General features: G+C 47.1%; 17 protein-coding genes. 6 read left to right on the top strand and 11 right to left on the bottom strand.

The genetic code is table 11. From position 1 onward, the window contains the following. Positions 1 to 27 precede the first annotated feature (27 nt). The 7 genes from BUB37_RS06565 to BUB37_RS06535 form a co-directional block, all read right to left on the bottom strand. Positions 28 to 1,155, bottom strand: coding sequence for a Gfo/Idh/MocA family protein (locus BUB37_RS06565; RefSeq protein ID WP_072990636.1), 1,128 nt, complete (start codon positions 1,153 to 1,155; stop codon positions 28 to 30). 4 nt (positions 1,156 to 1,159) lie between these two features. Then, positions 1,160 to 1,849, bottom strand: a complete 690-nt coding sequence (locus tag BUB37_RS06560; protein ID WP_072990632.1) for an SGNH/GDSL hydrolase family protein — start codon at positions 1,847 to 1,849, stop codon at positions 1,160 to 1,162. A gap of 10 nt (positions 1,850 to 1,859) precedes the next feature. Then, entirely contained in the window at positions 1,860 to 2,321 is a 462-nt protein-coding gene (locus BUB37_RS06555) for a hypothetical protein (protein ID WP_139278084.1), read from the bottom strand. A gap of 134 nt (positions 2,322 to 2,455) precedes the next feature. Continuing rightward, a complete protein-coding gene (locus BUB37_RS06550; protein WP_072990626.1) occupies positions 2,456 to 2,791 on the bottom strand; it encodes an avidin-fold protein in 336 nt (111 codons plus the stop codon). Beyond that, entirely contained in the window at positions 2,788 to 3,525 is a 738-nt protein-coding gene (locus BUB37_RS06545; protein WP_072990623.1) for a carbon-nitrogen hydrolase family protein, read from the bottom strand. The genes BUB37_RS06550 and BUB37_RS06545 overlap by 4 nt, the downstream gene beginning before the upstream one ends. 104 nt (positions 3,526 to 3,629) lie before the next feature. Continuing rightward, positions 3,630 to 4,544 (bottom strand): helix-turn-helix domain-containing protein, encoded by a 915-nt coding sequence (locus BUB37_RS06540; RefSeq protein ID WP_072990620.1) that lies wholly within the window; start codon positions 4,542 to 4,544, stop codon positions 3,630 to 3,632. 10 nt (positions 4,545 to 4,554) lie between these two features. Then, positions 4,555 to 5,316: an SDR family NAD(P)-dependent oxidoreductase gene (locus BUB37_RS06535; protein WP_072990615.1), complete on the bottom strand. Its 762-nt coding sequence runs from the start codon at positions 5,314 to 5,316 to the stop codon at positions 4,555 to 4,557. A gap of 372 nt (positions 5,317 to 5,688) precedes the next feature. Here BUB37_RS06535 and BUB37_RS06530 point away from each other — a divergent pair, with 372 nt between their 5' ends. The 4 genes from BUB37_RS06530 to BUB37_RS06515 all read left to right on the top strand — a co-directional run bounded on the left by BUB37_RS06530 (position 5,689) and on the right by BUB37_RS06515 (position 10,446). Beyond that, on the top strand, positions 5,689 to 8,073 hold the full coding sequence (locus BUB37_RS06530) for a TonB-dependent receptor (RefSeq protein WP_072990612.1): 2,385 nt from the start codon (positions 5,689 to 5,691) through the stop codon (positions 8,071 to 8,073). A 54-nt stretch (positions 8,074 to 8,127) separates the two neighbouring features. Continuing rightward, a complete protein-coding gene (locus BUB37_RS06525) occupies positions 8,128 to 9,282 on the top strand; it encodes a PepSY-associated TM helix domain-containing protein (RefSeq protein WP_072990609.1) in 1,155 nt (384 codons plus the stop codon). A 176-nt stretch (positions 9,283 to 9,458) separates the two neighbouring features. Next, positions 9,459 to 9,815, top strand: a complete 357-nt coding sequence (locus tag BUB37_RS06520) for a pyruvate kinase (protein ID WP_072992601.1) — start codon at positions 9,459 to 9,461, stop codon at positions 9,813 to 9,815. A gap of 64 nt (positions 9,816 to 9,879) precedes the next feature. After that, positions 9,880 to 10,446: a TlpA family protein disulfide reductase gene (locus BUB37_RS06515; RefSeq protein ID WP_072990606.1), complete on the top strand. Its 567-nt coding sequence runs from the start codon at positions 9,880 to 9,882 to the stop codon at positions 10,444 to 10,446. Positions 10,447 to 10,466: 20 nt separating this feature from the next. Here the strand turns inward: BUB37_RS06515 and BUB37_RS06510 are convergent, their stop codons facing one another. Continuing rightward, complete coding sequence (locus BUB37_RS06510) at positions 10,467 to 10,862, bottom strand: DUF983 domain-containing protein (protein ID WP_072990603.1); 396 nt, start codon at positions 10,860 to 10,862, stop codon at positions 10,467 to 10,469. 201 nt (positions 10,863 to 11,063) lie between these two features. Between BUB37_RS06510 and BUB37_RS06505 the strand changes: the two genes are divergently transcribed. Further along, positions 11,064 to 11,939, top strand: coding sequence for an AraC family transcriptional regulator (locus BUB37_RS06505; protein WP_072990600.1), 876 nt, complete (start codon positions 11,064 to 11,066; stop codon positions 11,937 to 11,939). 16 nt (positions 11,940 to 11,955) lie between these two features. On the opposite strand, the gene BUB37_RS06500 is transcribed toward BUB37_RS06505, so the two are convergent. The 3 genes from BUB37_RS06500 to BUB37_RS06490 are packed head-to-tail and all read right to left on the bottom strand — an operon-like array spanning position 11,956 to position 13,963. Next, positions 11,956 to 12,720 (bottom strand): TIGR02757 family protein, encoded by a 765-nt coding sequence (locus tag BUB37_RS06500; protein WP_072990597.1) that lies wholly within the window; start codon positions 12,718 to 12,720, stop codon positions 11,956 to 11,958. Continuing rightward, on the bottom strand, positions 12,717 to 13,289 hold the full coding sequence (locus tag BUB37_RS06495; RefSeq protein ID WP_094766579.1) for a CPBP family intramembrane glutamic endopeptidase: 573 nt from the start codon (positions 13,287 to 13,289) through the stop codon (positions 12,717 to 12,719). Before BUB37_RS06495 ends, BUB37_RS06500 begins: the two co-directional genes overlap by 4 nt. Continuing rightward, positions 13,286 to 13,963, bottom strand: coding sequence for an ABC transporter ATP-binding protein (locus BUB37_RS06490; protein ID WP_072992594.1), 678 nt, complete (start codon positions 13,961 to 13,963; stop codon positions 13,286 to 13,288). The genes BUB37_RS06495 and BUB37_RS06490 overlap by 4 nt, the downstream gene beginning before the upstream one ends. 183 nt (positions 13,964 to 14,146) lie before the next feature. Between BUB37_RS06490 and folE the strand changes: the two genes are divergently transcribed. Beyond that, complete coding sequence (folE, locus tag BUB37_RS06485) at positions 14,147 to 14,746, top strand: GTP cyclohydrolase I FolE (protein WP_072992590.1); 600 nt, start codon at positions 14,147 to 14,149, stop codon at positions 14,744 to 14,746. The last annotated feature ends 50 nt before the right edge of the window (positions 14,747 to 14,796 follow it).

The following is a 14,796-nucleotide window of genomic DNA, read 5'->3' as shown; positions in this document are numbered from 1 at the left end:
TATTTGTAGATCGTGGCCTGCAGGCCATCAATTGTCGGTTGGGGGAAACAGCTCTTTCCAGTGTACCGTCGCCCCCGATTGGGCCGAAAGCTTGGCGGCCTCGAGAATTTGAACCACAATTTCGGCGTTCTCGAGGGACGAAGGGTCGTAGGGAGGGAGTCGATACGAATCGTGTACTACCTTTCGAAGGAGTTCAAAGGGGTCGTCGTCGCCTTTGGGCAAAGGTTCGGCCTTTATACTTCGGGGTGCATCCGTTTCGTTGAACATAACTTCCATTTTCTCCGCGTTTTTACATTTTATGAATCCTGTGGTGCCAAATACTTCCATATCTTTTATATGGTGGGGCCAGTTCCATGAGGCTTGGATGATCACTTCGGTTTGCGCATACTTGAGAATAATGGTGGCATCGTCATCGACCTTCGGATAAAGTCCGGGTTTTAGTTGTTGCGTTATACAGGTTACCGATTCGGGGGTCTGGCCCTTCATCAGCCAAGTCGATAAATTGGCGCCATAGCAACCAAAATCGGTCAAGGCCCCGCCGCCGTTCAGAACGGGATCTGTCAACCACTCCAAAAACTCTTGGCTGCAACCGATTTCCACTGGCCCCATATGTCCCGTATGAAAAACGATTCTCCGCACGGGGCCAATGGTCTTTTCGTCGTGGATGAGTTCATAGGCCTTCTTATTGCTGCCGTACCAAGAGGTTTCGTAATTGGTCAGTAGGTGGATCTTGTGCTTTCTGGCGAGGGCCGCCATTTCCCTGGCGTGGGCCCAACTTACGGCCAAAGGTTTTTCTACCATTACATGAATGCCCTTTGGGGCACAGTAGCGTACCGTTTCAAGATGGTCGTAGGTACTGTTGAAGGCATTTACGGCCTCGGGTCGCGTAGCCTTGACCATTTCGTCGAGGGTGTCAAAAACGATATCCATCGAAAGGCCATAGCGACGGGTCAATCTTTCGGCAAGGTCGCGGTCGGGCTCGGCGATGCCCACGATTTCGATGTTGCTTTTCTTTGCGTTTTCCAGAATCCAATGCACATGGCCATGAACCAGTCCCACTACACCGACCCTTAGGGGAGGTTGTTGTGTATCGCTTTGCCCTGAGGTCTTCGAAAGCTGAAAAAACAAGGCCGTAAAAACGAGAAAGTACCTCATGGCCTTAAGGTTTTTTAAGGGCCTCGGCAATCGCTTTTTCTACCATGGGCTCCATGACCATGTATCCTTCCGGGGTAGGGTGTACTTCGTCTTTTGCGTATTTTTTGGGCAGGCCCTTGCGTTCATCGGCCATGGCCGAGAAATAATCGAGGTAAATGTGACCGGCCTCTTCGGCATAGGCCTTTATCTTCTTGTTCAGGGCCACGATCTTTTCCGCGGGCTTAACCTCGGGCCTCCACGAATATTTAAAGGCAGGCAGGGTAGACGAGAGTATAACTTTTATATTGTTGGCCTCGGCCAGTTCGGCCATCGACTTGATGTTGTCCATGATCATATCCAAGGTCGACGGACCTGTGTTTCCGGCGATATCGTTGGTGCCCGCAAGAATGACGACTACCTTGGGCTTGAGTTCGATGACATCTTGTCGGAAGCGCAAGAGCATCTGGGGAGTGGTCTGACCGCTGATACCGCGGTTGATATAGGGCTTTCCTGCAAAGAATTCAGGTCTTTTTTTCAACCAGCCAATGGTAATCGAGTTCCCCATGAAGACGACCCGGTCTTCATCCGGTGCCGGTGCACTCAATTGTGCATTCTCTTCTTGAAACTGTTTTAGGTTGGGCCAGTCCTGTGCCTGAAAGGTTACTGGTGCGGCCGATAAAAAAAGAGTGGCAATCAATGTTTTAAATGGGTTCATTGTTGAAGGTTTAAAGTTTAAATTGATTTTCTTCCTCCCGGGTAAGGGGCAGTTGGTCGATAAGTTTGGCCGCGGTGGGCCTTTGCGCAAAGAGGTAGGCCACCAATAAAAGGACGATGACCAGATGCAGGGCATTGCCACTGGATGAATAGGCGAAGAGGGCCATTAAGGCCGGTCCCTCGAGCAGGGCATATTTTTGTATCGAAGCGCTTTGGTACCTCGACAGTTTGAAGTTTAACGCTTCTTCCCTGGTAATGGTCGACAATTGCTTTTTAAAAAGATACTGACTTAAAAAATAGCCTATTGCGGCGGCGACCGGAACGATGTAGATAAAGGGGTCTTCGGAATCCATCCCGGCCTGGAAACCACCGTTGCTTGAATAGACGAATAGGGCGAATCCAATCAGACTGGCTAAAAGCGCCATATGGATGACCGTTAGGGTCTTTAAAAAATTAGCGGGTTTGGAGTCCATTTCTCGGCTGGGTTTTAGGTTGGGTTATTCGGGCCTTTTCCGGTCTAAGATAAGAATTCTTATCAATTGAAATTAATAGGTAGTTACGGGGAAATTACCGTTTTACGAAGAAATAGAACCACCAAGGGTCAGGGTCAAACTTCTTCGAGTACCGATTCGCCCTGGCTTCGGTCACCCGAGGTCCACTGCCATTTTTCATGTAGCCTGATCGTTCCGTTGGGCAGAATTTCGGGGGACGAAAGGCAGGTGCCGGTCATAAGTTCTCCCTTGGTGTTGATCTGATGGTACCGCATGTCTATGTTTCCATCCGGATCGACCTTGCCTATCAAATGGCCTTTTACTATTTGCCCGCCCGAATAGGTGCAATAAAGTAGGTTGCCCCGCTGTTGGTAATGAAAAAGGGTTTCATGGGAAGTTTCCCCGTTAAGGGTGTTGCTTAGGGGCCTGAAGGTTTTGTCGTTGTAGTTCATGTCAAGGGTAGGGGTTTAACCGTTGTGGAACCACGGGATGTATCGTAGATCAACAGGCTTTGTTCTTTTGGCGTGAGTTGCCCCACGAGCCTGCCTTCGGAATTCCACACGGAGCTTTGCCCCGCACTTTCAAAATTATCGCAAGGTCCAACGGCGTTTACCATCAAAATAGGAAGTTGGTGGAGTCGTGATTTTTCGGGAAAATAGGAACAGGCCCTATCGATTCCTTTTTGCGACTTGGCCACACTGGCCAAATACATATCGGCCCCTAGGCTTATATTTTGCTCCAAGTGCCTTTCCTGAAGGCTCTCGTAGCAGATGGCCAGGGCGATCTTTTTGTCCTGTAGCCTCAAAATTCCGGGGGCATCCCCTGCTGTAAAGTAAGGTCGTTCATCGTCGTGCAAAAACTGTTTGCTATAACGGGCCACAGGCCGTTGGGGTTGAAACAGCAGCATTGAAATGGAAACGCCGCCCTTTTCTTGGAGCGGGACGCCGAGGGCAATGACGATATTGTTCGAGCTGCCGATTTGCCCAAAAGCTTGGAGGCTTTCGTCGCCGATTCCGATCTTTAAACCTTCCGCCAGGGCGGGCTCGTATCCCGTCAAGGAAAGTTCGGGAAAGAAAATGGCATTCGTGTTTTCTTCAATGGCCGCCCGGATGGCACAGGTGTGCAAAGCAATGTTTTCTTTATAATTGCCTTTTGTCGGATGTATCTGTGCAAGGGCTATTTTCATTGGGTACGCTACCTAATCTTACCTCAGGCCAAAGGTAATGGATTTAGGCCGTAATTGGGCCTTGGCAGGGAAGGAGCCGGCCAAATTCTTGATCGCCCGGCCTTTTAAGCAAAGGAATCCCTGAACTCGGAAGGGGAGAGGCTGGTTTTTGATCGGAACAGTTTACTGAAGGACTGGGAGTGTTCGAAACCTAGGTCATAGGCAATTTCACTGATCGATAGTTCGGAGGTCGATAGCTTTTCCTTAGCTTTTTCTATAAGCTTTTCATGAATGTATTGCTGGGTGTTTTGACCGGTAAGGGTCTTGAGCAAGCTGCTCAGGTAATTGGGACTTAAGTTCAGTTTTTCGGCGACGAATTTTACCGAAGGGATGCCCGTCTTGGAAGATTCTTCATCGTTGAAATAGTCGTTCAACAATTTTTCGAGCCGAGCGAGCACTTCGTGGTTGCTTTTCTTGCGCGTGATAAACTGCCTCTGGTAAAAACGTTCGGAGTATTGAAGAAGGAGCTCTATTTGGGCAATGATGATGTTTTGGCTGAACCGGTCGAGGTTCGCTTCTATTTCGCCTTGGATATTCTTGAAAATCCCTTCGATTATCGACTCTTCCTTAGGCGACATAAAAAGGGCTTCGTTAATGGAATAATCAAAGAAGTCGTATTTTTTGATCGATTTGGCCAAGGAGGTGTTCCATATAAAATCGGGATGTAGTAAAAGCAGCCAACCCGACGGCTTCTGGCCGGGTTTTTCATTCGGCCGTATGCCCAAAAGCTGCCCTGGGGCGATAAAGGACATTAGCCCTTCGTTAAAATCATAATGCTGTTGGCCATAGCGCAAGGTGCCCACGTTGCGTTTGACGCCTATGGAGTAAAATGTAAAAAGCCATTGTTCCCCAATGTGCCGATTGGTAATCGTGGTTTTTCCGTAGTCGATCAAGCTCACCAAAGGATGGAGGGGACTATCGAGCCCCCTTAACCTATGAAAATCGTGAATGGATTCAATTTTTCGGATTCCTTTTTTCATATTTTCCTGTCTATAAAATTATACCTCCGGACACCTCGATGCGTTGGCCGTTGATCCAACGCGCATCATCCGTACACAAAAAGGCGACCACGCCTCCCAGGTCTTCCGGTTCGCCGACCCTTCCCAAGGCGGTCAGACTCGAAACGGCCTTGATCTTTTGTTGGTTGGTCTTGTTTTCCCCTCCGCCAAAGTCGGTTCCCACCGCTCCCGGGGCGACAACGTTGGCCCTTATTTTCTTGTGTGACAACTCCTTGGCCAGATATCGGGTGAACACCTCCACGCCCCCTTTTGCCGAGGCATAGGCCGACGAATTGGGAAACGAAAACCGGGCCAGTCCCGACGAAATATTGATGATTCGGGCGCCATCGTTAAGAAAAGGTACCGCTTTTTGGGTTAAGAAATAAACCCCTTTCAGGTGAATGTCGAGCATTTCATCAAAATCGGCTTCGGTGGTGTCGAGAAAGGGTTTGTAAATACCGGTACCTGCGTTGTTTACCAGAAAATCAAAGTGGGCACTGCCGTATTCTTCGATTAGGTACTTGGAGAGGCCTTCGTAAAATCTGTCGAATTCATCGACATTGCTGGTGTCCAGCCTAAAAGCCTTGGCCTTTTGGCCTGAGGTTTCTATGGCCTCGACGACCTCTTCCGCCGCCTTTTGGTTCGAATGGTAGGTGATGACCAGGTCTATTCCCTTCTCGGCTACCCTAAGGGCCATTTCCCGACCAAGCCCCCTGCTTGCCCCGGTGATCAATGCAATTTTTGTCTTTGCCATACTTATAAAGTTTTAATTGGGGTAAATGTCCAAAAAAAAGAGGGCATTAATTGAACCAAATACACGGTATATGAAGCCAAATTCCATTCCTGTGCCTTAAAAAGGATATGGTATCCAGGCATTTGAATGGTTAAAACACGGGCTTCCCTGTACCCGACATTGCGAGCCCCCCTGGTACCATTGTTTTGAGGGGAGATGTCCCACTAATAATGATAGCTTGCAAATGTTAAAATTTTTGAATTTAGGAATTGTGAATCAAGCAATTAATCAGGCTTATTTAGATTTGGTTCAAATAAATTTGTGTAGAAGGCAATGGACCTATAAATTCGCGGCAAAATCCAAATAATTTATATCAAGTCTAAATAAATATCAATGAGACTTTTAGTGTTGCCCCTATTTATGTTCGGTCTGTTCCTGGCCCATGCACAAGAACAGGTCCATACCATTCACGGAAAAGTAACTTCGAACGACGGGGAGCCCGTGGCCTATGCCCATGTCGCCATTGTAAAGAGCGCAAAGGGTGCGGCGGCAAATGAAAACGGGGAGTACGAGATTACGGGTGTTCCTTCGGGCGCCTACGAGCTGCAGGTAAGTGCCGTTGGCTATAGGACCCTTAAAAAGGCGGTTACCGTTTCGGATGGTGATGTAACCCTAAATTTTAAGGTCCGTATGGATTCGGAGCTTGACGAAGTGGAAGTATTTGGATCCCGTTACGAGCACCCCGATAAAATCGAGGCCTTGACCCGTTTGCCCTTGGCTACCTATGAGCAGATTCAGAGTATATCGGTTATTTCGGAAAAAGTTATCGAAAACCAAGGGAACCTCACCATAGCCGATGCAACCAAAAACGTACCTGGGGTCTATTCTTTCGCCACCTATGGCAACCGAAGTGAGAGTATGTCTTCACGGGGATTTAGGGGAATTCCGATTCTAAAGAACGGGGTGCGCGTGCATTCCGATTTTAGGGGTACCGGTATTCTTACCGATATGCAGGGCGTCGACAATATTCAGGTGCTGAAAGGCGCCGCTTCCATCACTCAAGGGGTGGCTACCGATTTGGGGAGTCCGGGCGGGGTGATCAATATCGTTACCAAGACGCCCAAATTCCAATTTGGCGGACAGGCCTCAATGCGCGCCGGTAGTTTCGGACAGGCCAGACCGACTTTCGACGTATACGGTCCGTTGAACGACAAAAAGAATACGGCCTTTAGGATCAACGGGGCCTTGGAGCGTGCCGACAGCTATCGCGCTACCATATCGTCGCAACGGTTTTATATCAACCCCTCCTTTGAATGGCGAATTGACGAGGGTACGACCCTGACCCTTGAAATGGATTATTTTGACGACAGCAGGACCCCCGACCTCGGAACGGTCAACCTGGCAGAAAACGATACCAATGCCATTTATGATTTGCCCTATGACCAGTTCCTGGGCTTTGAAAACGATAAGGCATTGACCCAAAACCTTAATTATTCGGCCCGATTCAAAAAGGAGATCAACGATAAACTCAGTATAAACGCGGCCTTTTTTGCCTCCAGTCTGGATCTCGATGTCAAAACGGCCAGTTTAGGCAGTGCGATCAGCGATGTTGACGGTAACACCGCATATAACATGAGGACCAGGGGCTATTCGATATCGACCCGGGAAGACGAAAACAGTGTTTTTCAGGTAGACCTTATCGGTGACGACATGTATACCGGATCGATCGCACACACGTTTCAGGTGGGTATGGACTATCGGACATCGACCTACAATACTTCCAGTAGTACCGCCTCGGTAGTGGATACCTTGGACGTATTCGGTACCATATCGAATCAATTGCCCGGTGACATTGCCATGAGCGATCCCACCTTGGCCGGTTCCAAATCGAGGTCCCTCGGTTTTGTCGCACAGGACGTCATTACCTTTAACCCCTGGTTGAAATCGTTCTTGGGCTTCCGTTACAGTACGACTGAAACCAGTACGGATACGGAGACGAGTAGTAGCGATGCATTCAATCCCTTGGCAGGCTTGATCATCACCCCAATGGAAAACCTGAATGTCTTTGCCTCGTACACCAACAGCTCGTACCCACGTACCGGAACCCGTTTGGGGGAAGATGGCAGGGAGCTCGGCAATGAGCGGTTTGACCAGCTCGAAGCGGGCATAAAGACCAACTGGCTCGATAGCCGTTTGCGTTTCAACTTGACGTATTTTAAGATCAACAACAAGAACATCAACCTGCCGGTCTACGATGAAAACTGGATCGCCACCGGATATTACCAAAAAGGGGGCAACGACCAGCGACAGGGGGTTGAGGTTGAGCTTACCGGGCGTATTCTCGATAATTTCGAGGTTATTACCGGGTACTCGTATATCGACGCCCAGTACAAGGAGCACACCTCTTATGTTTACGGTTCCGCCCCGTTGAACACCCCGAAACATACCTTTAACGTGTACGGGAACTACGCGTTCAAAAATAAGTTGAAAGGCTTATCGTTGGGTGCCGGGGCCTATTACACCGGAGAGCGGCCCATCAACGACTGGAGCGCGGGTGCCGTTACCCACGAGGGCATTGTTCCGAACCAAAAACCATTTGACGTAGACGCCTATACCCTGGTAAATGCGCAAGTGGCGTATCGCATAAACGATAATTGGGGGGTACGCCTCTTGATGAACAACGTTTTCGACGAAATAGGTTATAATGCCTATCGCACGGCCTATATCAACCAAACCGATCCTAGAAGTTTTTATGGGGTACTTACCTATAGTTTCTAATAGTTTCTAAATTTGAAGAAGGCTACCTAAACGATTTAACGATAAACCGATAATATGAAAAAGTACGGTCTAAGGGAATTGATCAACGATATACACTTGTGGCTTGGCCTTGCAAGTGGTATTATCTTGTTTCTTGTTTGTTTAAGCGGTACCCTCTTGGTTTTCGAACACGAGATAAAAGACCTGTTTAAGGAAGATTTTACGGTAGCCGTATCGACGGCCGATAAAATGTCGGTGGAAACACTTGCCGAAAAGTTGAAGGGAGAGGGACAAATAAACGGCATTACGATTCCCGCCGAGGCCGATGCCCCTTACTTGTTCTCGATTAAGACCGATCCCAAGCAGCGTAGGGGAAGCACTTTTTTTGTCGACCCCTATACGGGGCGGTTTCAAAAGGAACTGAAATCATCGCTCGATGGTTTTTTTATGGCTATGTTCCGCCTGCACCGTTGGCTGTTGCTGGATATGGAGGTCGGTAGGCCCATAGTGGGGATCGCCACGCTGATTTTTCTTGTTTTGTCGATAAGCGGACTCGTGCTGTGGTTTCCGAAAAAGCTAAGATGGAAACATATAAAAACCGGTTTTAAGATCAAGTTCTCGGCCAATTGGAAACGTGTCAACCACGATTTGCACAACACCTTGGGCTTTTATGCCTGTATATTTCTGGTCGTCATGTCGCTTACCGGCCTGTGTTGGTCCTTTCAATGGTACCGCGATGCGGGAAGTGCCGTCCTTGGCGCCAAAATATTCGGTAATAGGGGAGGTGGGCCCAAAATGGAATCCGGACTTGAAGAAGGTGCGAAAGTATTGTCCGTGGCCGAAATTTTGGGTGTTGTCAATAAAGAACTTCCCTATACCGGAGCCATAAGTCTTTCGCTTCCAAAAACGAAAAAAGGGGTGTATACCGTTTCCAAGAACGATGCATCGGGATTTTCACCCGTTATTACCGATAAATTGGTGCTTGACCAAGACGGCACGGTGTTGAAGAAGGAAATTTTTAGCGAAAAACCGCTCAATGTTAGAATTGCCGCACTTATAAAGCCCCTTCATATGGGCGATATCTACGGGACCTTCTCAAAAATACTATACTTTTTGGCCTGTCTGATAGCTACCAGCCTGCCCATTACCGGCACCTTGATCTGGTGGAACAAACTGCAGAAAAAAAGAAAGCGGAACAAGGGAAAGGCGCCAAGGCTGGAAAGGGCTTGAGCCTTCGGTTCCGGTGTGTGGCAGGTTTCCGCGGCCCGACCATGCATGCACATCCTTTTTTGTATTTGCCTAGGTGTCGGGGCCTTATGCCCGATAAGCGTATTTTGTTGATAATTTCTTCATGCCGATTTTTTGAATCGCATCCGAAGCCATTAATTTTGCCCGCTTTTAAGACCATGCGAGAATTAAAAGTAGGAGATAAACTGTACAACGCCAAGCAAGATGGCTTTGACGATTTTGTAAGGTATTCCTTTTCGGAAGTGGTCAGGCTTACCAAAACGCTGGCCGTTTTAAAAAACGGGGTCAGGTTGATCAACCGGCCCAGAAGATCCTATATAACCGAAGACATTGGTTACTCCGTTAACCGACAAAAAGGGGTACACTGGCACTTGGTATCGATAGAGGCCATACGCAAGGCCCAGATCGAAAATGAAAAGATAGCGGCCTACGAATGGTTCGAGAACAAGGAGTTTACCTTGGAGGAAAAGCAATGGATCTACAAACAGTTCCAAAAGTTTGGCAAGGAAAAATAGACCGGTTTTTTTAGATTAGTCCCAAAGGGGCGAGTTTTTCATTGGACTGCGTATTTTTGCACCGATGAGAAAGGGAAAAATAAGAATAGGCGACGTCTTGCTCTTGGTCTTTGTACTGTTGGTAATCATACCGCAAACACGGAAACCGATCCAAGTGTTCCTCAACGGCATTAAAGTACAGCTTTTTTCGCCCTCGGTACTCGACGCCGAAGCGCAGGTGACCGTAACGCCTTTTGAATACCGGGTAACTGACTTGAACGGCGCCGATGTGTCGATAACGGTGGGAAACGGCAAGGTAAGCTTTATCGGATATTGGGCCACTTGGTGTCCGCCCTGTATTGCCGAGATGCCAAGTATCCAAAGCTTGTACGACGATTACGGCGATTCGGTCGATTTTGTGCTTCTGACCCATGAAGATCCCGAGGTGGTCAGAAACTTTTTGGAGCGAAAGAAGTTCAGCCTACCGGTTTACTTCCCTAAAATGCAGGCGCCCGAAGAACTGTACGAAAAGAGCATCCCGGCCAACTTTGTCATCGACAAAACCGGGAAGATAGTTGTAAAGGAGACCGGTGCCACGGATTGGAATGCCGAAAAGATCAGAACGATTTTAGACGGACTTATCGCTTCTTGATTCGATTTTGGCAAGTACCCCTAAGTCCTTTGCTTGCCTTTAAGGGATTTGCCGTAGTGCATGAAGAAATTGATCCAAATGTTTCGCGAAAGACGAAGCACTATGGGCAAGACCAATACCATTTCCACTACGATAATGGCATAGGTGGTTATCAAGCCGAGGCCGATCATCAGATAACAAAGGAAAAAAGCAAAGCCCGCAAAAAAGAGTCCCACAGGATAACTTACATACATGGCACCGTAGAAAAAAGAAGGTTCTATTTTGTACTTGGTATGGCAGTGGCTGCAGCGTTCTTTCATTTTTAGGGTGCTTGAAAGTTTATACGGATTTGCTGTGGTGTACATACTTTCGTTTTGGCAAACGGGGCAAGTGCCCGTAAAAATGCTGTAAATCTTGGTGCCTTTAAAAAGTTTCATATGCTCTTTTCTATTTCAATTACAGGAACATCCCCTTATGGACTGATGCCACATACAGACCTTCCTTGCACTTTTTGAACCAAGGTAACATCTGTATATTTTGATGTGCTTTTGTTATGGTTCAAAACTAGTAGTTATTCCAGTGCTGGTCCTTATAGCTTTATCGCCAATTTTTGTACTTTTAAGACATATTTAGATTCCGTGAAGATTGTACCTGTCCTGCATATAGAACAATTCGAAGAAGAGCATTCTTCGGTCGATTTTTATAGTAACGCCTTGGACGCCCACCTCAAAAAGAACGAAACCATCGTACACCGGCCACACCAGCACGATTTTTTTCTTTGTGTGCTCTTTTTGAAGGGTAGTGGTGTTCACGAAATCGATTTTAGTTCCTATCGCATTGAAAAGGGAAGCCTGTTCTTCTTAAAACCCGGGCAAACCCATAGTTGGAAGTTTGACTCGGCAGTCGAAGGGTATATCTTTTTTCATACCCAATCTTTTTTCGAGTTGAATATTTCGGGTATTAAGTTGCACCAATTTCCATTTTACTATTCCTATAAAAATCCCCCTAACCTCACCTTGTCACCGGAAGGGCTTCAAGGTATAGCCCAGCGCTTCAATGAAATCAACCGAGAATATCATGCTAATGTGGTCTATAAAAAACAGAAATTGGCAAGTCTGATCAACTTGACCTACATTGACCTTAGTCGATATTACGCCGCTTTTGACACTACAGAACATGTGTTGTCGCCCACCTATTTAAAAATACTTTCAGAATTGGAGCAAACGGTGGAGCGATTTTACAGAAGCGAAAAGCAGGCCCGTTTTTATGCGGACCAACTGCATATCACCACAAAACACCTAAACCGCGTTACCAAGAGTACCTTGGGCAAGACCACCACCGAATTGATTAACGACCGTATTCTTTTGGAAGCCAAACGGTTGATCGTGCATTCCCGGACTTCCTTGGCCCATGTGGCCGAACAATTGGGCTACGAAGATTACGCCTATTTTTCAAGGGTATTTAAGGCGAAGACACAGATTACACCTTTGGAGTTTAAAAAGCGGTATCAATAAGCGGTGGCTTAGTTTCCTAGAATTTTTCAAAAACACCCAATCCGAAAAGGGCGAAGTCGTATTTTACCGGATCGGTAGGGTCTAGTTTACGTAGGTTTTTATCGAGTTCGGCCAAGGCCTTGGCATCGTTCTGTTTCCGGGTGAGCAATTTTAGCTTTCGGGCGACGTTTCCCGAATGAACATCCAAGGGGCAGGACAATTGACTGGGGGAAATGCGCTTCCATATTCCAAAATCTACCGAAGTGGCGTTTGAGCGAACCATCCACCGTAAAAACATATTGATCCGTTTGGCGGCGGAGCCTTTTAAGGGGTCGCTTACGTGTTTTTGGGTCCGCAATGGATGGGGGAGCTCAAAAAAAGTCCTTTTAAAGGCAGAAATGGCCATTTGCATCGAGTCTTCTTTGGCATGTTCGGCAAAGACCGCCTCCAATCCGCCGTGATTTAAATAAATGTTCCTTAGGCTTTTTATAAAGTATTTTAAATCTTCGCCGTTAAAGGTTCGGTGGACAAAGGATGCGAGTTCTTCCCTGTCTTCCTCGGCGTACTGAAGCACGTAGTCGTAGGGCGAACCGCCCATTAGTTCCATAAGTTTTTGGGCGTTGTTGATGATGCTCTTGCGATTGCCCCAGGCAATGGTCGCCGTTAGAAAGGCGCTTATTTCAATATCTTCCTTTCGCGAGAATTGATGGGGAACTTGTATGGGATCCGTTTCCAAGAATTTGGGGTGCTCGTATTGCTGTACCTTGGCATCTAAAAATTCCTTGAGTTCCGCTTGCTTCATTCCACTGGGAGGTCAAAAATTTGTAATAGTATAAAAGGTCCTATCAATATAAGGTTGTATGCCGCATGTAGGGCTATGGACCAAGGCAGTCCGAACCGAACCCGAATAAAGCCCAAAAAAACGCCAACGGATAGTTGGGGGGCTACCAAGAGGGGCGAAAGCCAGAGGGTAGTGGAGGTAAATTCGAAATTTAGAATATGGTAAAAACCGAATATAAGGGTAAGAAGGTAAAAGATATAGGGGAATAGGGGGCTGTCTTTGAAAAAAAAGAGCGGTCCCCTAAAGAAAAGCTCCTCTAAGAGGGGTGCCAATACCACCGCCATTAGAAAAAGCAGCCACGGAGCGTCTTTTATAAAATCTTCACTGGCGTGTTTTCCGATGTCTAAATTAAGGAAGGTTTCCAGGCTTTGGTTTAAAAGTCCCAGTCCATAACTTAAGATCAGGGCATAGAATAAAAGCTGGATAAAAACCCTGTACTTGTCGTTAAAGTCACTTTGTTTATCTTCTTGATATACAGGGTTTTTTAAAAACGACAAAATTTGACCGAGTATGGCTCCCTTTGTGTTCAAGCGACTACCTCCTTACTTACTATGCGTCCGTCGACCATGGTCAGTTTTCGATCGGCCATGTCGGCCAATTGTTGGTTATGGGTAACGATTACGAAAGTTTGTCCGAATTCATCGCGAAGTTCAAAAAAGAGCCTGTGTAGGTTATCGGCACTTTCAGAATCCAGGTTGCCACTGGGTTCGTCGGCAAAGACGATCGAGGGTTCGTTGATCAAGGCCCTGGCCACGGCCACCCGTTGCTGTTCCCCGCCCGAGAGTTCATTGGGCTTGTGCTTGCTTCGGGCCGACAGGCCTAAAAAATCTAGCAGTTCCTTGGCCCTTTTTTCGGCTTGGACTTTCGGGGTGTTTTTGATGAAAGCGGGAATACAGACGTTTTCCAAAGCCGTAAACTCGGGAAGCAATTGGTGAAACTGGAAAATAAAACCAATGTGCTCGTTGCGAAATTTGGCCAATTGCTTTTCCGATAATCGGGTGACCTCCGTTCCGTTGATTAACAGTTCGCTTTCATTTGGGTTGCTTTGGGTGTCAAGGGTGCCCAAAATTTGCAGGAGCGTCGTCTTTCCGGCCCCAGAGGCACCTACGATTGAAATGATTTCCTCTTTCTTGATATGGAGGTCCACTCCTTTGAGTACCTGTAAGTCGCCGTAAAACTTTTGTATATTGGTGGCTTTGATCATAGGGTCCGTTTTTGAAACGACCATTGTGGCATTTCATCCCACAAAAGTAAGGAAATTTGATATTTGCCGGACCAAGCATATTAAAACCCTAAATTTGCAGGATAAAGTTGGCGGGACCTTCGGTTTTTTATGTCCTTGTTCCCGTTAACCGAAAAATTTAAACGTAAAAACAAATCCATTTTAATGGCTCCATATAGAAATTTAGAAGAGTACAATTTAGAGGTTACTTCAGAAGTTAAAGACCGTTATTCCAAGATAATAAGTGAAATAGGGGAGGATGTAAGTCGCGACGGACTTATAAAAACGCCGGAGCGGGCGGCAAAGGCAATGTTGTTCTTGACCCAAGGGTATAAGCAGGATGCCGTTGAAATTTTAAAGAGTGCCATGTTCAAGGAAGATTACGACGACATGGTCATCATTAAGGATATCGAGCTTTATTCGCTTTGCGAACACCACATGTTGCCCTTTTTTGGCAAAGCGCACGTGGCCTACATACCCAACGGCCATATTGTCGGCTTGAGCAAAATACCCCGCGTGGTCGACGTTTTTGCCAGAAGGTTACAGGTTCAGGAACGATTGACGCACGACATTCTCGAGTGTATCAACAATACCCTAAAGCCCCAGGGAGTGGCGGTCGTGATCGAAGCTTCCCATATGTGCATGATGATGCGCGGCGTACAAAAACAAAATTCGGTTACCACAACCTCGGGATTTCGGGGGCAATTTGAGAAAATCGAGACCCGGAACGAATTTTTGAAGCTGATAAGTTCAGATTTGTCTTAGGTTCCCGTTGCTTAAGTTTGGGGCTTAAATGCCGTATGTATTGACTTTGC

Source organism: Pseudozobellia thermophila (assembly GCF_900141855.1).
Lineage (GTDB): Bacteria > Bacteroidota > Bacteroidia > Flavobacteriales > Flavobacteriaceae > Pseudozobellia > Pseudozobellia thermophila.
This window is presented reverse-complemented; position numbering and strand designations above follow the sequence as displayed.